Raw genomic sequence first — 19,222 nt, forward strand, 5'->3', positions numbered from 1 at the left:
ACCGGGAGAGGTGAACATTAACTTATGGCTATCGAAATCAACAAAGAAGTCAGCATTGGCACGGTGGAGCAGCGGATGGTGTATGAGTCCGGCAACGAGATGGCCGCTTATGCGGCGCACCAGATCAACTACCATGTGATGGGCTATTTCCCGATTTCCCCTTCAACGGAGGTCGCGCAATTTCTCGATCTGATGAAGGCGAACGGCCAGCATGACATCAAGCTTATTCCTGCGGACGGCGAGCACGGCTCGGCCGGAATTTGCTACGGCGCATCGACGGCTGGCGGACGCGTATTTAACGCGACAAGCGCCAACGGCTACCTGTACATGCTGGAGCAGATGCCGGTGCAATCGGGGACCCGTTTCCCGATGGTGCTGAATCTCGTTTGCCGTTCTGTTTCCGGCCCGTTGAACATTCACGGCGATCACTCCGATTTGTATTACGCGCTGAATACGGGCTGGCCGATCTTGATGAGCCGCGACCCGCAGGCGGTTTATGATATGAATATTATGGCGATCAAGCTGGCGGAGGACCCTGAGGTTCGCTTGCCGGTAATCGTGGCGTCGGACGGTTACTTTACTTCCCATCAGAAGCGCCGCGTGCAGACGTTTGCCCATAAATCGGACGTTCACGCGTTTGTCGGCGAGCAGCCGCAGCAGTTCCCGCACGTGCTGGATCGGAACAATCCGATTACGGTCGGTCCGTACATGAATGAGCCGGATTACATCAACAACTGCTATCAGCAGTCGGAAGCGATGTACCGTGCAGGCGAAGTGTTCGACCGCATACGCCAGGAGTACAAGACGCTGACGGGACGCGACTACCCGGTGCTTGATCTGTACCGGATGGACGATGCCGAGGTGGCGGTGTTCCTGATGAACTCCTCCTCCGAAATTATTAAGGACGTCGTTGACCAGCTCCGCTCGCAAGGGATCAAGGCAGGCTCCATCGCTCCGAACATGATTCGTCCGTTCCCGGCCAAGGAAATTGCGGAGGCGCTGAAAAACGTCAAAGCGGTGACGATCGGCGACCGGGCTGATTCATACGGTGCGCACGGCGGCAACATGTCGCTGGAAATCAAGGCGGCGCTGTTTACGGCGGGCTACACCGATACGCTCGTTGTCAGCCGTGTATACGGTCTGGGCGGTAAAGATTTTTACGCCGAGGACGGCCATGCATTTTTCCAAATGGCGCTTGACGCCGTGCAGGCGGGTAAAGTCGAGAAGCCGTTTGATTACTACGGCCATACGGCAGGCGACCCGAACAAAAAGCCGGAGCGCGTGCTGGAGCCAATGAAATACGAGGACTTGAACTCGGGATTGATCTCGGTCAATAAGGACGAGGCAACCGGCCAGCTCAAGGTGAAGGTGCCGCCGATCCGGCAGCTGACCAAGAAGCCGAAGCGGCTGTCGCCGGGTCATGGCGCCTGTCCGGGGTGCGGGATTTTCTCCGGTCTGGAGCTGTTCTTCAAAGGCATCGAAGGCGATATCGTCGCGCTGTTCCATACCGGCTGCGCAATGGTCGTCACGACCGGCTACCCGTATTCCTCGCACAAGGCGACGTACATTCATAATTTGTTCCAGAGCGGAGCTGCGACCTTATCCGGCGTTGTCGAAATGTTCTGGGAGCGCAAACGCCGCGGCGAGCTGGATCATCTGAACTTGCCGGCCGACTTTACCTTTGTCATGATTACCGGCGACGGCGGGATGGATATCGGCATGGGTCCAGCGATCGGAGCCGCGCTGCGCAATCATAAAATGATTATTCTGGAGTATGATAACGAAGGGTACATGAATACCGGCGCGCAGCTGTCGTATTCCACGCCGCTGGGCCATCGGACCTCGACGTCCAACGTCGGCAAGCACCAGGGCGGCAAGCTGTTCCATCACAAGGACACGCCGCAAATTATGGCCTCTACCAATATTCCGTATGTGTTTACCGGCTCGGAGTCATTGCCGCAGGATTTGTTGAAGAAGGCGGCGAAGGCGCAATATTATGCGCAAAACGAAGGCTTGGTTTACGGTAAAATTTTGATCACCTGTCCGCTGAACTGGCTCTCCGAGGAGCAGATCGGCCAGACGCTGATCGACGAAGCGGTGAACTCGTGTTTCTTCCCGATGTATGAGGTGGAGAACGGCATCACGACGATTACATTTAACCCTGAGGATAAAAACAAACGTATTCCAGTCGGCGACTGGCTGAAAAATATGGGCAAAACGAAGCATCTGACGAAGCCTGAGTATGCGGAGGCGCTTCAATCGTTTGAAAACGAAGTGGACCGCCGCTGGAGCCGCTTGAAGGCGAAGCACGAAAATCCATACTTGTAAAAGCAGGGAGAAGGGCGCAAACTCGTAATCGAGCCTGCGCCTTTCTTGTCCTTGAAGGGAGCGACCGGGATGAATTACGTGCTGAAGCATCTGGTAACCGGTGAAATCGCGGCATGCCTGCAAAAAAACAATTACGATCTCGACTATTACGGAATCCGCCAGTTTGCGGACGAGCAGGAGGCGCAGGAGCAGAAAGCTTTTGTGCTGGAGCAAATCGGCCATGACGATCCGCATTTGTGGCTGGCCATGCCGCTGGATGAGCAGCGGATCAAGCTGGGCAATGTTCGGCTGCGCAACGATCCGTCACGTCGGCTGGTCATGCGTCCGGACGGGACGCTTCTAAGTGAATATTAATTGATATATAAACCGCTCAAAACCTTGATATATAAGGGTTTTGGCGGTTTTTCTTCTGCTGAAGAATGATATGATGTTCAACTAAAGTTTCTTGAGGTCTGGAATGGATTTCCGATTCGAACGTCGAATAGCAACAAGAATTGGAAAAACGGCTCAAGCAGGAGAAAAACCGTCGGATGTATGAACGCTACCAGACGATCTGCTCATCATGATCACCGAAATCTACGAAAGCTTTACCGATCTAGTGGAGCCATTTAGTATTGATGAACAGTTTTTAGATGTGACTGGCTCAATAGGGTATTTTGGCTCCCCTTTCGATATCGGGAAGCAGATACAGGCCCAAATTATGCTCGCAACGGGTGTCTGGAGCCGTGTAGCTGTAGCGGATACGAATGTGCTTGCGAAGACAGCCTGTGATAATTTTGCAATGAAAACAGAAGCGGGTATATTTTTTTACCTCAAGCAGAGGTATCACAGCGTCTTTGGCCGCTGCCGGTGGAACAAATGTACGGTGTTACAGGACGGATGACAAGGCATTTTAACAAAATGGGCATCATACATCATAAGATCGGCGATATCGCGAAGTCGCCGCTTGGTGATTTCAAACGAGCGCTGACTATTTTTGCATAAGCAGCTTTTCATACTATCAGCCAACCCTTGTCTTCCATGAAATAGACAGTTATCGACAAGATTATAGTAAAGTGGACCTATTTAATTTTTTGTTAAAAATGGTTTATAGTTATAAAACCGGCCGGAATTTACCAACTAATAAACGAGGTAATTTGAATGAATAAAGTTAAATTATTTTTTTCTCTGATATTAATCCTTACGTTGCTTGCACCTCAGCAGTTGGATGCATACACGAATGAAAGAAAAGCTAATAATTACAACGCGTCTGTCACGCGGACAAAAGTAACATCGGGTGGCTTCATTGGTATCAAGGCAACCGTAAAAATACCAAAGACTTATTCGTTACACAGTTATCCTGACATTATCGACCCTAATACTAAAAAGGTAACAAAGGTTGGCGATTATTTTGCCTTTTATGTGGGTTTTAACAATTTGAATGGTGGTTCGGTAGCAGAATGCGGCATGTCAAGAGCTTCGTCTAAACCGGGTGGTTTTGAACCCGGGTGCAAAATCGCTGGTGGTCAAAAGTGGGACCCTGACGGCGGCGACGAGGTTAATACATTCGTAACAACTGAAACTAAAATTGGTACCGACAAATTTCAAAGTGGGCAGGAAAGCGTAACATTTACGCTGGAATACAATCCATCTTCAGGAAAGGCGACGTACACAATTGAAAGTCCGAATGCCCCGAAAAGTACTAAAAGTTATACACATACTGTAGATGTAGGTAAAAATAGAACTTTTAATGTTAAATTCTCGAACGATACCTACGACCACAGGTATAATGATGGCTCTGCCTATACCAAGATTTCGTATTCACAAATGGAATGGAGCAATGTCCAAGTGAAGAAATCGAACGGAACATGGGTACCATTCACTGAAGCCAATGGTTTCACGAAAGCGAACTCGGAGAGCGTAGTTGGCTGGAGCAGTGATGGAAACTCCCTGCAGCCGGGTTATAAGAATTTTTATTATATCTATTATTACAATTGCTACAATACTAAACAGGTAACCTTTGAAGAGTCGGAAAACAAAAATGTCCCGAGTGCTTGCGGTACTAAAGAAGTTTCCTAACGATCAGAGTTTCATACGGTTCAGATCTATTTTTTTAAATGATTCTTAAAAAGAAACGATTTGTTCTACAAGTAGGTCGAACAGAGGGATGACAACGATTCATTCCTCTGTTTTGCTGTGCAGTTTGCAGTGACTTCGATACACTTACCCGTTATACCAAAAGAAATATCCTTCATTTAGTATACGTCTGAACAATAGAGTCTCAAAAGCCCGTCAAATAGTTGGTGTTTTTACGAGACATATTCAAATTACACGAACATATGCTTGTGTTTTGTGGTGTTTCAACGTATACTTAAAACATCATGCACAATCAGCTCTCCGTACTACCAACCATGCCTTCTGGAGTACGAGCAAGAATCTGAACTCCCGACTCATCCTCTGGATGAAGGTAGCGCGACTGGAAACACCGCGTAATGCGTAGAATTTATGAATCAAGTCACCGAAACTTCCCATGCTTTCGATCATGAGCAGAAGAAAAGGTAAGCGAAACCGAAAGGCCTCTTGTTTCGGGGATTACAGTAGACTACTACAGGTCTGTTTACAATTTTGATTCCATGTATGAAATGCCGATTTTTACACGTTTCTTTCGTGTAGAAATTGGCTTTTTGCATTCAAAACTAAAAAAATGGAGGAAAACACAATGAAAATTAAATTCCTGGGTATTGAAGTCACTTTTGGTCGTTCCAAAGAGGTACAGGAGGAAACGGCTCAAATTAATTTCGGTGAAGCTGATCGCCGTAAGAAAGCTTTGCGCTCCCTTGAGCATGTGGCAGACAATTTCTCTTTCACGAAGGAAGGTTTTCTGGACGAAAAGAAGGGCGAGGTCAGAATTTCCAATGAGCTGATTTTCATGAAAGACGATCAACTGTTCGTTCTCAGAAGGAAATCGCAGTAGCGGTCACCGAACTTACACCCGGAATGGTTTGAATGAGCGTATGGGCGTCCTTGTACGGTTGCAGATGCGCTTCGATCTCGTCATCGAGTGCCGCGATGGATTGTTCCAGAAACGCAATATGCTCCCAGCAATTGCGAATCATGAGCATTTGATGGGGATTAAGCGTCCCGAACAAGGAGTCGGCAACACGCTTCGCATTTCGCTTGACGTTGCCGTGTACATCGCGGACTTCCGTCTTGCGACCAGGCACATTCTTACTATGTCGAGGTTCGCCAGCGACAATGGTTTCCTTATGAACATCCAGTCCCGCACAACGGGTAAGCAACACTTCCATTTTTCATTCCTCCATTTGAATGAAATGGACGATTGGCGCATTCGTATGGATTATATCAGTTGGTTAGAGCGGTCGGCTCATAACCGATTGGTCGGGGGTTCGAGTCCCTCAGTTTCAAGGACTGCACGCCGCTGCACCAGCCTTGGTGGAAACGAACAGCAACATTCTTCGCCTGATCGGGATCACCTCGATGAACCTTACTAGGCTCATCCAGTGTAGTCTATCCCTAGGGTAAGATTGCCTATTATCGTTGGAACCTTTGCGGATAGTAGTATTAGTCGCAGCTTGCCCAAATCCTCCGCAACCGCCAGTAGGCGATTCGCCCCAACGTCCGTCAGGCTCACTTAAAACCTGTCAGATACCAACTCCGGCCTAAACTATTCAGTATAATCTAACACTTGCAAGTTTATACATGAATTGGTTAAACTATATTCATCAGTAAACATGAAAATCAACTTTTCGAGGAATGACTGGGTTTTGAGCAAAAAGTCGATACTCCAATGCAGGGGATTGAAGCAAGACACCAGCTCCCGACCCACGGCTCCTCGACTGCGGGTGACAGCATGACCGCTTTCCTTAATGCTTCTTACTTGCTCAGGGAAACATGGAAATTGCACACGTTTTTCGTTTTACACATTTTTTACACGTAGGTCGTCAAAAGTCTTGATTTATCAGGCTCTTGACGATGATTTATGCGTCCGGACGGGACGCTGGAGGCGGACGTGCCGAATTGGTTACAATAGGAATTAACGTCCCGTCATCCAAGCTGGCGGTCAACCCCACATATAATAAGGAGCGAATGGATGAACCATCCTTATAAAAGATTCGAAGAAGCGACGACAGAGGAGGAGCTGCTGCAAGTTCAGCAAACGGTTATGGAAGGCGGCTTTACGCCGTTCCGGCTGTTTCTGGACGGCTTCCGCAGCAAGCTCAAGCAATATGAGGATGAGGAGAGCGCCGCAGTTGCCGAGCAGCTTGCTGCAGCGCGGAGGCTGTTTCCGCATCCGGGCCGGTTCAGCCCTTCATGGGCCGCGATCTGGCAGGAATTCGAAGCGATCCTGTTGTACAAACAAACCGTGCTGGAGTCGATCGACCGGAGCTGCCGGGACGGTGAATGGCAAATTTTGATTGATAATCCGTATACGAATGCCGATCTGGTCTGTTACCCGTCGCTGACCTTTCTGGAGGGCGCCTATATGTACGCGTATTTCCGGGCGGAGCTGAAGCAAAATGAATTTATTCGGCTGCAAAAAATTGAGACGGTCATTTTGGCGTTTGGCAGTGAACGGACGAAGGAGCAGGAGAAGAAGTCTTGAATCAGATTTGAAGAAGTTTTGAAGAAGTTTTGAAGTAGTTTTGATTCAGGCTCGACGACGGCAGAGCTACGAAGCGAATAGGCAGCCGGGCAGGCGGGAAAACTAGGCGAACTATCCTGGTTGAATGAAAGAGCTGCCGATGAATCATGCCATTTTAATCGTAGAAGACGAACCGAATATCGCTCGCGTGCTGGAGCTGGAGCTGCGGCACGAAGGTTATGAAACCGCGCTCGCATCGGATGGTCCGGTGGCGCTGACGCTTGCTTTGGCTCGCACGTGGAGCCTCATCATGCTGGATGTGATGCTGCCGGGCTACAGCGGACTTGAGGTGCTTGCTCGTTACCGTGAGGGGGGTGGATTGTCCCCCGTACTGATGCTGACGGCAAAGGACGCTACAAAAGATATTGTGCATGGCTTCGACCTGGGGGCCAACGATTATGTGACCAAGCCGTATGTGATCGAGGAGCTGTTGGTCCGAATCCGCAATCTCATTCAGCTGACCTGCTCGAAAAGTGCGGAGGACCCCTCTGCTTCAGAGGCAAGCACGCTGAGCGTAGCGAATTTGATGCTGGATGTGAAAACCAGGCAGGTGCTGCGGGGCGATCGGCTGATCGAGCTGACACCGACCGAATTCGAATTGCTGCATTACATGATGAAGCGTCCGGGGCAGGTGCTGACCCGCGAGCAGCTGATCAGCGATGTCTGGGGGTACGCGCACACAGGGGATACAAATATCGTGGATGTATATGTGCGGTATTTGCGTTTGAAGGTTGATAAAGGTTTTAGCCCCAAGCTGATCCGCACCGCCCGCGGCGTCGGGTATTCGTTGTCGCCTCCGGCTCCATGAGCTTGCGCACCCGGCTTATTTTGGTATCCTCCGTCTGGGTGATGCTTCTGGTGATTTTATTTAATGTGACGATTTATTTCTACATTTTGGGGAAAATGACTTCGGCAGAAACACGGCTGCTCTGGAACAAGGCGCAGGTCGTGCTGCGTAATCCGGAGACGCTAAATCCGGCCAGCTGGGGCAAGCCGGAGCTGCTGGAGGAATTTAACGAACCGGACATTCTGGTGCGCATTACGGACACGCAGGGCGTCATTCGGGCCAGTGTATCCACGAATGAGCGGCTGGCCCACTATCCGACGGTCTACCGGTCGACGTATAACAGCGCGATGGTGAACGAGTTTGGCGTCCGTATGCTGTTTGTGCAGGTGCCGATCCGCGACCAGGGCGTTGAACTGGGCATGCTGGAGCTGGGCAAAGCGTTGGATGTGTTCAGCGAATGGCTGCAGCTGCTGGGCACCGGCTTGTATATGACGACGGGCGCGGTGCTTGGCGTGGCGCTGGTCAGCGGGTATTTTTACACCCGGGTACTCATCCGTCCGATCAGCGAGCTGCTGGCGACGATGAATGAAATTCGCAGCAAGCGTTATTTTGTCACGCTTAGTCCGCGGCATACGTCCCCGAAGGACGAACTGGGTCAGCTGGGCCAGACGTTTAACGATATGATCGAAACGCTGCGCGAGCAGGATAACCGGCAAAAGCAGTTCGTTGCGGACGCCTCACATGAGCTGCGTACCCCGTTAACCGTCATCGAAAGCTACGCTTCCCTGCTGCGCCGCTGGGGGGGAGAGCTGCCTGAGGTGCGCGAGGAGGCGCTTCAGGCGATTCATTCCGAAACGGTGCGGCTCAAAGGGCTGATTCAATCGCTTCTCAGGCAGGCGGAGCTGGAGCGCGGCGAGGAGCTGGACCGGCAGCCGGTTGCGCTTGTTCCGCTGCTGCGGGAGACGGCTGACCGGCTGGCGCTTGCCTTTGACCGGGAGTTTGCGCTGGATGCGCCGCAGGAAGACTCGCTTGTCTGCCTGGGAGATCCGGAGCAGCTCAAGCAGCTGTTCATTATTGTGCTCGACAACGCCGCCAAGTACAGTGAAGCCTCTGTTGCCATCCACTGCCGGGAGCAGGGAGCGGACGTTATCATCGTTGTCGAGGATCAAGGGATCGGCATTCCCGAGGAGGAGCTGCCGCTGCTGTTCCAGCGCTTCTACCGGGTCGATAAAACGCGGCAGCGATGCAGCGGTGGCACCGGGCTTGGCCTGTCGATCGCGAAGCAGATTATGGACCGGCATGGCGGCAGAATCCAGATTCGCAGCCTGCTCGGGCAGGGGACGCAGGTTGAGCTGGCGCTGCCGCGGGCGGAATTTTAATCGTTTTCTCATAAAAGCTTGCAAGTATGCGTCGCTGCTGGATGTGAGCTGCTCCTTCCAGCTTTATCCTTGATCAGGCTGTGGTATAGTGGCTTCAGGCCATGAGCCGCACCCAACCCAAGGAGGACGACTACTAATGACGAAACGAATTCCGCAACGCCTGACGAAAGCTTTCGTGTCCGTTAGCTTGAGCGCGGCTTTGCTGATGACCGGGACACTTGCGATACCGGCGAGCCACGCCAGCGCCATGAGCAGCTCCAAGGCGAACGATGTGATCTCCACGGCCAAGCAATATTTGCACCGACCTTATAAGTTCGGTGCTGCGCTGGGACAAACCCGCAACTTCGACTGCTCGTCGTTCGTAGCAACCGTATTCCAACGTTATGGCAAATCGTTGCCGCGCACCGCCAAGGAAATGTCCAAGGTCGGCACGTATGTATCCAAAAGCAATCTGAAGCCGGGCGACCTTGTGTTTTTCTACTCGCCGATTCATCATGTGGGGATCTACATTGGCAACGGCAAAATGATTCACACGTATGGGGCGCCGGGCGTTACGATTACTGATATGAACAAAGACTGGTGGAAGCAAAACTATGCGACAGCCCGCCGTGTGATGTAGCAGGGGGACTGAAGGACTCGCCGGCTAGCAGCAAGGTCAGGCGGGACAAATGAGAATGACGCCGGTGATGAGCCAGTCAAGCCGGCTGCGGCTGGCGTCAGCAGTTTATTCGAGAAAGCTCCGATTCGGAGCTTTTTTGTTTTTCATGACGTGACCGGCAAAGGGAGCACTCTTCTTCCCTTCTTTAACCGTGTCAGTATTACATCATGTAAATAGTCGGATTTCAAAAACCGCAGCTCAAAGAGCGCTGCTGAGCCGCCCCGCGAGCTCTTTGCAGCAAGGCGGTTGTCCGGTCGGGTACGATGTCGATGGACATTTTTGTTGTTTTATGTTATGAAATAATGAGGCCGGACAAGATGGACGGACGCATCAGCTGAAGGAGGGACCAGGCATGTCCCGGCGATTCGTAATTGAAGCGGTGCTGGTCGCGATTTATGGAGAGTTAATGGCGCCCAGTCAGCCCGTAGAGTATTTAATTCCATATCATACGATTATGGAGCTATATGAGATGAAGGATAGCTCGGAGCCGGTGATGCCGGAGGCGAGCGATGACGCTCATGTGAAGCAGAAAATTGCTGAGCTGATTGCCTTTTTCGACGATCCATTCAACAAGAAAAAGCTGGAGCGCGCTTTGCAGGCTCCGTGGCGGTCAAGTCCGCCGCTGCCGATCAATCCGCACGTGACCTTTACGGTCATCAACGCGATGGAAAACGCCCAGTACGGGGAGGCCGTTGACCCGATTGAAACGGAAGTGATTTTGACCTCGCTGCGCGAGCAGGCGCCGGTGATTACGGATCAGATCGAATTTATGGATAAAATTATTCAAGCCGAAATCCCGGTGCAAGTATACGATGTGTATGATTTCGAATTTGCGGTGGAGCAGGGAATTACGGCTGACGATTGGATGACTCCCTGAGCAACGCTTGCGCAAATCCCCGGGCTCCGGGGATTATTTTTTTGGAGGGGGAACGGGCTGGATGGACGTCTATGTGATTACGGGGACAACGCGCGGGCTTGGAGCCGCGCTGGCTGCAGGCTGGCTCAGACAGGGCGCTGTCGTCATCGGCTTGGCGCGCTATGCAGACGGTTCGCTGGCCGAAGTGGCGGCGGCCAGCGGCGGACGGTTTATCGCGGTCGCGTGCGAGCTGGCGGACAGCGAAACGTTGCAGGACAAGCTGGAGCAGGCGCTGGAGCTCGTTCCGCTGTCAGCCGCAAGACGGCTGACCTTGGTTCATAATGCCGGTATGCTGGAGCCAATAGGTCGGCTGGAGCAGGCGGACGACCGCCAGCTTGCGCTGCATACGGCGGTTAATTTGACAGCTCCGCTTGTGCTGACTTCTGCCTTTATACGGCTGACGGAACCTTATCGCAGGCAGGCTGCGCGCGCGGTCGTTGCGGTGTCGTCCGGCGCGGCGCGCAAGCCTTACGCGGGCTGGAGCGCCTATTGCGCGACCAAGGCGGCGCTTGATATGATGGTCCGCTGCGGAGCCGCCGAGCAAGGCGAAGCGCCGGGAGCGGTCCGGTTTTTGTCCATTGCGCCCGGCGTCATCGACACGGGGATGCAGGCGAAAATCCGGGCGGCCGACGAGGAATCGTTCCCGGCCAAGGGCCGCTTCGTGGAGCTGAAGGCGAGCGGTCAGCTGCTGTCGGCCGATGAAGCGGCAGCAAAGCTGATCCGGCTGATCGGCTCGGATAGCTGGCGGCAAGGCGATGTGCTGGACGTGCGCGACCTGCCGCTTGGCTAAGGGCTTGTCAAGCCTGAGCATACAGCAGCTGCTGAAACGGACATGGCTTCTGCACCATGTAGGCTTGGTCAGGGAGCAGGAGACGAGTAACGGCAGGCTAAGAAAGGGATGGAGTGGGCGGAATGTTTGATCCGACGATATTCGACAATTTGAAGGTTGTCATGGAAGGCAAGCTGTACGATCTGGATGCTGAAGGGAATGTGCGGCTGACCGGGCGCGAGGATTTGGCGGACCTCGCGGCAATGTCGCGAACGTTTCGGATGAAGCTGCGGCCGGTGGAGGGCCGCTGTCAGGCGGTCGTTACGTTGTCCAGCGGACTGACGGACTTTGCGCTGGAGCGACGGATTGCGCGGGCTGCGGACCAGCGTCCGGGCGCAGAGCTGCAGCTGACGCTGCAATTGCCAGGCGCTTACCGGGCTTACACAGCGGCGCTGCATGAATATTTGATCCGTCTCTGGGGCGAGGACGTAGAGATCCGGCATGAGCTAACTGTTGTGCTGCAGCCTGACGGGAAGGCGGTCGAGCACGACAAAACGGCTGCCGAAGACGAGGGCGGGTACCAGGTGTCGATTCGCTTTGCGCATAAAATCGACGAAAGCCACATCGAGGATTTGGAGCAATGGCTTGATATTGCCGCTATGTGTCTCGTTCAGGTTGAGGAGCGTAAATATTTCGAATAGACGGAGCCATACCCGGGAAATAAACGGAGCCGTTCGGGTATAAAAAACACCCGCCCGTGCGACAGCGATCTTGATCGCAAGGGCACAGGGGCAGGTGTAAAGGCAGGCAAGCAGTCTGCTTGCGGATTTATTGCGGCTTAGTCGATGCTTGGTAACGCGAGACCTCCGTATTTCGCGGTTAAGTGGCTAGCTAGCAACACGAGGTCTCCGCATTTCGCGGTTTAGTTGCTAGCTCAGCAGCGCGGCGCCTCCGCAGGTGCGCGGTATAAGCTCCGATGCCGGAGCAGGTGAGATCAGCCGCGCGCAGCGAATTCGCGGACCATCTGCTCCGTGACCATCACTCTGGTCGGCGAAATGCCCTTCAAGGCGTGCTCGTTGATCCGAGCTGTCCAGGCATTGATATCGCTGACATCGACTGGGCGGCCTTCGGCATGAGCGGTCAGCGCGCGGTCAATCGCTTGCTCGCGCCCGGCCTCCAGCTCCAGAAAGCGCTGCAGATGCGCATGCTGCTTGGACGTATGTGCGGTAATGGCTTCATGAACGTTCATGGGAAAACTCCTTCGCTATATACATGTCAATGACATACATGATACACCATCCGAGATTAAACTGACAATGAGAAGAACGGGTGAGCAACGATGGAGATCAGACGAATCTTAATAACCGGCAGACTGCAGGCTGAGCTGCTGGAGCGGCTCGACGGGTTGATCGCAGCCGAGCTGCGCGGCCGTCCCGAGGACGCTGTGACAGAGGAGGACTTGGCATGGGCCGACGCTTTTGTCGGTTTCCGACCGGTGCCTGGCTTCCGCGCGGAGCAATTCCGCTGGGTGCATGCGCTTGGCGCAGGGGTGGATGCATTTCTTTATCAGAAAAGCTGGCCTGCGCAGACCATACTGACCCGTACGACGGGCGAGCTGGGCCGTAAAATCGCGGAATATTGCCTGGGCTATATGTTGGCCGATACGCAGCAGCATAGCCGCTTCCGCTCCGATCAGCAAGCCCGCAGCTGGCAGCCTCACGCGGCTGTCCCCTTAGCCGGGCGAACTGTTGCCGTGTTCGGCACAGGCGCGGTTGGCCAGGCCATCGCCGGGCTGCTGCGGATGCTAGGGATACGAATCCTTGGCGTGTCGGCAAGCGGTGCGGCCCATCCGGCCTTCGACACCACAGCGTCGCTGGGCGAGGCCGCCGGCTTGCTGCAGCAGGCCGATTGGGTGATCAACACGCTGCCGCTGACGGAGCGGACGGCAGGATTGTTTGATGCACAGCGGCTGGCCGAGCTGAAGCAGGGCTGCGGTTTCATCAATGTAGGCCGGGGCGGCAGCGTCGTCGAGCCGGACCTGCTCCGAGCGCTGGACGAGGGCCAGTTGCGGCTGGCGGTGCTGGATGTAACCGCCGTCGAGCCGCTGCCTGCGTCTTCGCCGCTTTGGGGGCGCGCGGATGTCATCGTAACGCCGCATATCGCGGCTGTCACCGACATCGGGGAGGCGGCGGACACGTTGGCGGCTGTGTGGGAGGCGCTCTGTCAGGGACAAACCGCGCTGCCGAATCGGGTAAATATCGACCGCGGGTATTAATAAGCCAATAGACGGGAGGACTTGAAGATGAGCAAGGCGGAGGAACGATTTGATATCTTTAACGAGCAGCGGCAGTGGATCGGGACCGCAACACGCGGGGAAGCCCATGCGCAAGGCTTATGGCACCAGACCTTTCACTGCTGGCTGTGGACGGAAACGGAGCTGGGCGTGCAGGTGCTGCTGCAGCAGCGCCATCCGGATAAGGATATATTCCCGGATTTGCTGGATGTGTCGAGCGCGGGCCATTTGCTGGCGGGAGAGCAGGCCAGTGACGGCGTGCGGGAGCTGGAGGAAGAGCTGGGCGTGCGGGCAGAGTTCGCGGAGCTGGTTGCATGCGGTATTTTTACCGAGGAGGATATCATTGCCGCCGATTGCATAGACCGGGAGTTTTGCCACATCTACCTGCTGCGCTGCGACCAGCCGCTGGAGGACTACGTGCTGCAGGCCGATGAGGTGACCGGGCTGTACAGGCTGGGGCTGGCTGAGTTTCGCCTGCTGGCGGACGGACGGCTGGATGCCGAAACGATCCATGGCGTGCAGCTGGGCGAGGACGGACGGCTGTCGGCGCATATGCGTACGGTGACGGCTGCGGATTTTGTGCCGCATCCGGCCGCTTATTTCCATCTTGTAGCGGATGCTCTGGCTGTGGAGCAAGCGGGAAATCCGTCGCCGCTGAGGAAATAACAGGCCGCTGCCGATCATTTCCCGGGGAAGCGCAGGAAGCGATGCGTTATCCGATTTTTCAGACATTTTCGACAATGATTCAAGTTTACAGCTTGGAAAAAAGGGCAATCTGTCAGCTGCGCGTCCGCTTGGACGACGCTGCGACAAATTGCCCTTTTGCTGCGGCTATTTATACGCAAGAGGTGCTGTGGATCGACAGCTCGGCGCGAATCGTCTGACCCGGCGGCACGTACGTCAGTTCCTGTTTGCGGTTGATCTCATCCGGCATCGCCATCCATGGCTCCACGCAAATAAACGGCTTGTCCTTCACCGACCAGAGCACCACATAGCGGAAGCTGCCGCTGTACGTCAACGCCACCTGCTGGCGACCGGTAAATTCGACGCTGATCGCCGGCTCCTGAGCATGCTGGAAGACGACGGATTCAGGCAGCTGATCCAGATCAACAGAACCTGTATACGGCTTGGTCTGATGATCGTTGAAATCGTACAGCAGCGTGGCATCCGTCTGGTAGCGCGCTTCCTTCGCATCGGCCAGAAAATACGGATGGAACCCCGGATACATCGGCATCGGCTTAGCCGTATGATTCACGTACTCCTGTTCAATTGTCAAGCGGCCGTCCAGCAGCCGGTAGGTGAAACGCAGCTCGAAATCAAATGGAAACGAAGCCAGCGTCTGTTCATTCGCCCGGAGCGATACGATCATATATACGCCGTGGTCGTCGCCGGTACGTTCAACCGTCCATGCCTCATTACGGGCGACGCCGTGATTTTTGATCGCGTAACGCTCGCCCTCCCACTCATAGACATTATCCGTCACAAAGCCGCTGACGGGGAACAGCACCGGGATGCCGCCGCGAATGTTGGCTGCGGGGTCCAGCAGCGTAGCGCGGTCCAAATACAATCGCTCCTCGCCGGCTGTGCCGTAGCTGGTCACGATCCCGCCGCGCTGCGGCACAATCCGGAACCATGAATCCGTCGCCAGCTCCTTTAACTCATATACCGTGTACGTATCTTCATAAGTACGAATGTCATAAGCGCTCATGGGCTGCCTCCTTGGGTAAGTCTGATCGTAGTTTACCATAGGAAAGGGAACGGTTGCCAATGGCGGCGAATCAGCGTCGCGTATTAGCGCTTCGGCATTTTGCTCTCATCCATGTACAGCAGGTTCCAGCGATGACCGTCCAGGTCGGCAAATCCTGCGCCGTACATCCAGCCGTCCGTTTCACTCGGCCTGCCAAAGATGCTTCCTCCGGCAACCTCTACCTTTTGAATGAAGGCATCTACTTCTTCTCTGCTTTTAGCGCCGATGGAAAAAATCACCTCTGCGCTATGGGAAGTATCTGCGATTTTTGAACCTGTAAATTGCTCAAACGTCGCATCCGGGAACAGCAGAATCGTTGTTTGGCCGATGGCAAGCTTGGCTCTTTCGTCACCAACGCTCACCGCATGGAATCCGATCTCATTGAAAAAGGCAGTGGACCTCTCCACATCCTTGACCGGCAGGTTAATCCAAATATCCTGTGACATGGCTATAGCCTCCTGTAATTAATTTTCAGCAATTCCTACTATACGCTACATCTGGCAGCAGAAGCGAATCTTACGAAAGAAACCGCAAGGTATGACATTTCCGTCATGTACATTATTTTCAATGAATAGCGGATTTTTCTTCGGCTGCGCACATAAATTTGAAGTCGGCTGACATTTAAGCTAGAATAGAAAGACCTATACTCGGATGTTCCGATCTGCCTGTCCGGCAAGACGCGTGGTTGATAATTTCGAATATAAATCATAAATAACGTGAAAGATTTGCCGCTGAATGGTACTTAAAATGACGCTTGCCTGCGAATGGTATGAAGGTGGTTGTTTACCGAATAGGGTTGACGTGCGTTTGAACGTATACAAGATGGGTTAATCCCTGAAGTAAGTACAAGGTTTGGAGGGGGTCGCATGGAAAAGACGCTCCGTGACCGATATGTGCTGCATAAGCCGATTTTGCCGTCCCGGAATGGCATGCTGTTTGCGGGAACGGATTTGTCGCTGCGCCGGGATATTGCTGTGTTTGTGTCCGAGCAGCCGAGCCGTATGGAGCAGCAGGCGTATTTGCGTTTATTGCAGGCGGTTGCTCCTTATACAGATAACCGGTTTTTGCATTTGCTGGATGTCGGAGTCGAGGACTTGTCCATCTATGCCGTGTTAAAATCACAAGGCGGAGAGCCGCTGTCGTTCCGGCTCAAGGAAGCCGGGTGGTCGCCGCTGGAAGCAGCGGCAGCCGTTGCCGAGCTGGGCCGGGGTTTGCTCGACGCTGCGGATAAACGGATCTCCGGTTTTTCCGCGCTTGTGGATAATATTTGGGTGGGCTTAGACGGCCAGCTGAAAATTATTAATTACTGGGAGCAAGCGCCGCGTCATACGCAGGAGGCTTGCGGGCTGGCTCTGCTGATCTTTCAGCTCGTTTGCGGCACGGAAGCTGCTCCCGATGCGGAAAGCGAGCGTCTGCGCCAGCTTGATACGGCGCTGGGTACAGCCGAATCCGACGTTTGGCGCAGGCTGCTGCTGGAGCTGCTCCGGCAGGCATGGCAAGGTGAAACGGCGCTGCGCGGCTTTGTCACGCGGCTGGCCGCGCTCGCCGGGCCGGCGCTCACCGAGGAGCGGCCGAACCCGCTGCTGAACCCGCCGACGCAGGAGCGTCAGGGCGAGCTTCCGCTTGCGGCATCGGCGTCGGCCGCGTTGTCTTCGCTGCGCGGCGAGCTGGCTGCAAGCGGTCAGCAGCTTGGCATGGAAACGCGTCGCTTTACCGAAGCGACCACGCTGCGGATGGATCAGCCGTCGGCTGCCGAGGAGGACGAGGAGTCGGAAGCCGGGCCGCTGGGCCGCCGAGTCATGCGCAAGACATTGCTGGGCTTTACGCTGGCAGGTGTAGCGCTGGTTAGCGCAGTAGGGGTGTTTTTCCTCTTCCTGGAGGTAGGCGCTCGTCTGGGCACCAAGTCGTCGGTGGAGTCCTTCGAGGATAGCAGACCGCTGCCTGTGGACAGCGCCTCCGGCAAAACGCCGCTGGTCAGCAGCAAGGTCACCGAGAAAAAGCCGGACAATGGGGGAAAGGCCCCGGCAGCCGGCACGTCTGCGGCAGGCGCCGAGGATGAGCCGCCCGTGGATGCCGAAGCCGAATCGGTCGCCGCTCCGCAGCTGATCGGCCTGAACCGGCAGGATGCCGAGAAACGCGCGCTTGCTTACGGCTTGCGGTATGAATTTTATTTGGAGAAAAATCCGAACTCCGAAAACACGGTGTTTCGCCAAAGTCCAGCCCCCGGCACGGTGCTGGCGAAGGGCGAAAGCGTGTCATTTTGGATTAGCAAAGGCCAATAGCAGCCGGGAATCAAGCAAAAAGGCTGCAAGCAAAAGGACGGCACCGAAGGGTGACCGTCCTTTTGCTTGCAGCATCTTCGATTACAAGCTTTTTTTGTCTATGGCCTGGGACATCGTCTTGTCCGTCAGATGGGCATAAATTTGGGTCGTTTCAGGGGAGGCGTGCCCGAGCTGCTCCTGCGTGCGGTACAAATCATTGCGCAAATAGTAGTCGGTGGCAAACGAATGCCGCAGCTTATGAACGGATAAATACGGCTTGCCGAACCGTTTGGCGTACTTGTTCACCATTTCCTGCATCGCGCGCTTCGTCATGCGTTCACCTTCTTTTTTGCCGTTGGCGATGGCAAGAAACAGCGCTTTTTCCCGCTTTGGCGCTTTATAGGCGGAGCTGCGCAGCTCCAGGTAACGGGACAGGTCGTCCACCGCATCCTGACGGAAGTAGACGGGCGACTTGAAGGTTTCGTCGTTTTTCCCTTTGCGGAAGACGTAGAGCAGCTTTTTTTTCAACTCCACATCCTCGACGTTCAGGTTCACGACCTCCGAGACACGCAGCCCGGAATGCAAAATCAGGCTGACGATACAAGTATCGCGGATTTTGTTCAGCTCATGGGCATAGGCCGCCTGCTTGTTGCTTGCGACATCGTGTCCATAGCCGATACGTACATAATGGACAAATTCTGTAATTTCTTCCTCCTGCAGCAGCTTGCCCTCCAGCTTGGCGGCCGTATCCTTGGGGCGATGCGTTCGCTTGATTTCCACCTTGGCCATCACGTTGCGCTTCAGCAGCGGATAAAACTCCTCATCCTCCGCGATCTGGCTCAAGTAATGGAACAGCGACCGGAGGGACGACAGCTTGCGCGAAATCGTCGTGCGCGTGTTTGTATTTGTTTTGCGCAGCGCGAGATGCATCTTGAAGTTGTCGATGCTGTCCATATGCAGCTTCTCCAGCGCAACGAGAGGAACATCCTGAACGCGCTGCGCCTCGCCGGCCAGTCCTTCCGCAAGCAGCCAGGAGAAGAAAGCCTCGTAATCGCGTGTATATTCCAGCAGGGAGGAAGGGGACAAGTCCGGCAGCTTGTAGTTGATAAATTTCTCGACGTACCAGGGCATGGTCGGTATTTTTTTCTCCAGCTCCAGGCGGTCCTTCGCTTTGATGACGTTCATCAGGCTCACTCCAGTCGGCTTCAGCCTATAAGTTTACATAATATAAATTATGGTGTATGTATAATGACGGATTCCATCAATCGCCAGTCGTCTGTTTCAGTATAGCTGATGCGAAGCGGAAGTTGAAGGCCCTCAGACTGTATAGACGCTGCGCTGTAACGCATATCATTGGCATAGCTCCTCCTTTGATTAACGTTTTGTTTTCCTTCTGCCATTCTGCCGCGAGCGATGTATAATGGATAAATCGAAATTTCATG

General features: G+C 54.1%; 20 protein-coding genes. 15 read left to right on the forward strand and 5 right to left on the reverse strand.

From position 1 onward, the window contains the following. Nucleotides 1–24 precede the first annotated feature (24 nt). The 5 genes from AC6ROY_RS10820 to AC6ROY_RS10840 all read left to right on the forward strand — a co-directional run bounded on the left by AC6ROY_RS10820 (nucleotide 25) and on the right by AC6ROY_RS10840 (nucleotide 5,281). On the forward strand, nucleotides 25–2,328 hold the full coding sequence (locus AC6ROY_RS10820; protein WP_500100380.1) for a thiamine pyrophosphate-dependent enzyme: 2,304 nt from the start codon (nucleotides 25–27) through the stop codon (nucleotides 2,326–2,328). A gap of 69 nt (nucleotides 2,329–2,397) precedes the next feature. Beyond that, a complete protein-coding gene (locus AC6ROY_RS10825) occupies nucleotides 2,398–2,682 on the forward strand; it encodes a hypothetical protein (protein ID WP_500100382.1) in 285 nt (94 codons plus the stop codon). 208 nt (nucleotides 2,683–2,890) lie between these two features. Next, nucleotides 2,891–3,211, forward strand: coding sequence for a Y-family DNA polymerase (locus tag AC6ROY_RS10830; RefSeq protein ID WP_500100385.1), 321 nt, complete (start codon nucleotides 2,891–2,893; stop codon nucleotides 3,209–3,211). 257 nt (nucleotides 3,212–3,468) lie between these two features. After that, a complete protein-coding gene (locus AC6ROY_RS10835; RefSeq protein ID WP_500100387.1) occupies nucleotides 3,469–4,386 on the forward strand; it encodes a hypothetical protein in 918 nt (305 codons plus the stop codon). 640 nt (nucleotides 4,387–5,026) lie between these two features. After that, nucleotides 5,027–5,281 carry a hypothetical protein gene (locus AC6ROY_RS10840; RefSeq protein WP_500100389.1) on the forward strand — a complete coding sequence of 85 codons (255 nt, stop codon included), beginning with the start codon at nucleotides 5,027–5,029 and terminating at the stop codon, nucleotides 5,279–5,281. Here AC6ROY_RS10840 and AC6ROY_RS10845 read toward each other — a convergent pair. Further along, nucleotides 5,262–5,615, reverse strand: coding sequence for a hypothetical protein (locus AC6ROY_RS10845; RefSeq protein ID WP_500100391.1), 354 nt, complete (start codon nucleotides 5,613–5,615; stop codon nucleotides 5,262–5,264). The genes AC6ROY_RS10840 and AC6ROY_RS10845 overlap by 20 nt on opposite strands. Nucleotides 5,616–6,418: 803 nt before the next feature. On the opposite strand from AC6ROY_RS10845, the gene AC6ROY_RS10850 reads away from it, so the two are divergent. From AC6ROY_RS10850 to AC6ROY_RS10880, 7 genes are all read left to right on the forward strand, one after another. Beyond that, nucleotides 6,419–6,931 carry a hypothetical protein gene (locus AC6ROY_RS10850; protein WP_500100392.1) on the forward strand — a complete coding sequence of 171 codons (513 nt, stop codon included), beginning with the start codon at nucleotides 6,419–6,421 and terminating at the stop codon, nucleotides 6,929–6,931. A gap of 139 nt (nucleotides 6,932–7,070) precedes the next feature. Beyond that, a complete protein-coding gene (locus AC6ROY_RS10855) occupies nucleotides 7,071–7,778 on the forward strand; it encodes a response regulator transcription factor (protein ID WP_500100394.1) in 708 nt (235 codons plus the stop codon). Between the two features lie 50 nt (nucleotides 7,779–7,828). After that, a complete protein-coding gene (locus AC6ROY_RS10860; RefSeq protein ID WP_500100396.1) occupies nucleotides 7,829–9,136 on the forward strand; it encodes a sensor histidine kinase in 1,308 nt (435 codons plus the stop codon). 136 nt (nucleotides 9,137–9,272) lie between these two features. After that, complete coding sequence (locus tag AC6ROY_RS10865; protein WP_500100398.1) at nucleotides 9,273–9,755, forward strand: C40 family peptidase; 483 nt, start codon at nucleotides 9,273–9,275, stop codon at nucleotides 9,753–9,755. Between the two features lie 391 nt (nucleotides 9,756–10,146). Then, nucleotides 10,147–10,671: an ADP-heptose synthase gene (locus tag AC6ROY_RS10870; RefSeq protein WP_500100399.1), complete on the forward strand. Its 525-nt coding sequence runs from the start codon at nucleotides 10,147–10,149 to the stop codon at nucleotides 10,669–10,671. A gap of 61 nt (nucleotides 10,672–10,732) precedes the next feature. Beyond that, nucleotides 10,733–11,500: an SDR family NAD(P)-dependent oxidoreductase gene (locus tag AC6ROY_RS10875; protein ID WP_500100400.1), complete on the forward strand. Its 768-nt coding sequence runs from the start codon at nucleotides 10,733–10,735 to the stop codon at nucleotides 11,498–11,500. A 122-nt stretch (nucleotides 11,501–11,622) separates the two neighbouring features. Beyond that, nucleotides 11,623–12,180, forward strand: coding sequence for a hypothetical protein (locus tag AC6ROY_RS10880; protein ID WP_500100401.1), 558 nt, complete (start codon nucleotides 11,623–11,625; stop codon nucleotides 12,178–12,180). A 293-nt stretch (nucleotides 12,181–12,473) separates the two neighbouring features. On the opposite strand, the gene AC6ROY_RS10885 is transcribed toward AC6ROY_RS10880, so the two are convergent. Next, the gene (locus AC6ROY_RS10885; RefSeq protein WP_500100402.1) at nucleotides 12,474–12,728 is read right to left on the reverse strand and encodes a DUF2533 family protein; all 255 of its coding nucleotides are present in this window, start codon (nucleotides 12,726–12,728) and stop codon (nucleotides 12,474–12,476) included. A 90-nt stretch (nucleotides 12,729–12,818) separates the two neighbouring features. On the opposite strand from AC6ROY_RS10885, the gene AC6ROY_RS10890 reads away from it, so the two are divergent. Next, nucleotides 12,819–13,754 carry a D-2-hydroxyacid dehydrogenase gene (locus tag AC6ROY_RS10890; RefSeq protein ID WP_500100403.1) on the forward strand — a complete coding sequence of 312 codons (936 nt, stop codon included), beginning with the start codon at nucleotides 12,819–12,821 and terminating at the stop codon, nucleotides 13,752–13,754. 27 nt (nucleotides 13,755–13,781) lie between these two features. Next, the gene (locus AC6ROY_RS10895) at nucleotides 13,782–14,438 is read left to right on the forward strand and encodes an NUDIX hydrolase (RefSeq protein WP_500100404.1); all 657 of its coding nucleotides are present in this window, start codon (nucleotides 13,782–13,784) and stop codon (nucleotides 14,436–14,438) included. A 169-nt stretch (nucleotides 14,439–14,607) separates the two neighbouring features. Here AC6ROY_RS10895 and AC6ROY_RS10900 read toward each other — a convergent pair whose 3' ends face one another. Both AC6ROY_RS10900 and AC6ROY_RS10905 read right to left on the reverse strand, forming a co-directional pair. Further along, entirely contained in the window at nucleotides 14,608–15,480 is an 873-nt protein-coding gene (locus AC6ROY_RS10900; RefSeq protein WP_500100406.1) for an aldose epimerase family protein, read from the reverse strand. Nucleotides 15,481–15,563: 83 nt separating this feature from the next. Next, nucleotides 15,564–15,965 (reverse strand): VOC family protein, encoded by a 402-nt coding sequence (locus AC6ROY_RS10905; RefSeq protein ID WP_500100407.1) that lies wholly within the window; start codon nucleotides 15,963–15,965, stop codon nucleotides 15,564–15,566. Nucleotides 15,966–16,385: 420 nt separating this feature from the next. On the opposite strand from AC6ROY_RS10905, the gene AC6ROY_RS10910 reads away from it, so the two are divergent. Beyond that, complete coding sequence (locus tag AC6ROY_RS10910; protein WP_500100408.1) at nucleotides 16,386–17,801, forward strand: PASTA domain-containing protein; 1,416 nt, start codon at nucleotides 16,386–16,388, stop codon at nucleotides 17,799–17,801. A gap of 81 nt (nucleotides 17,802–17,882) precedes the next feature. Here AC6ROY_RS10910 and xerS read toward each other — a convergent pair whose 3' ends face one another. Further along, nucleotides 17,883–18,965 carry a tyrosine recombinase XerS gene (gene xerS / locus AC6ROY_RS10915; protein WP_500100409.1) on the reverse strand — a complete coding sequence of 361 codons (1,083 nt, stop codon included), beginning with the start codon at nucleotides 18,963–18,965 and terminating at the stop codon, nucleotides 17,883–17,885. Between the last annotated feature and the right edge of the window lie 257 nt (nucleotides 18,966–19,222).

It is taken from the genome of Paenibacillus sp. sg306046, assembly GCF_059821225.1.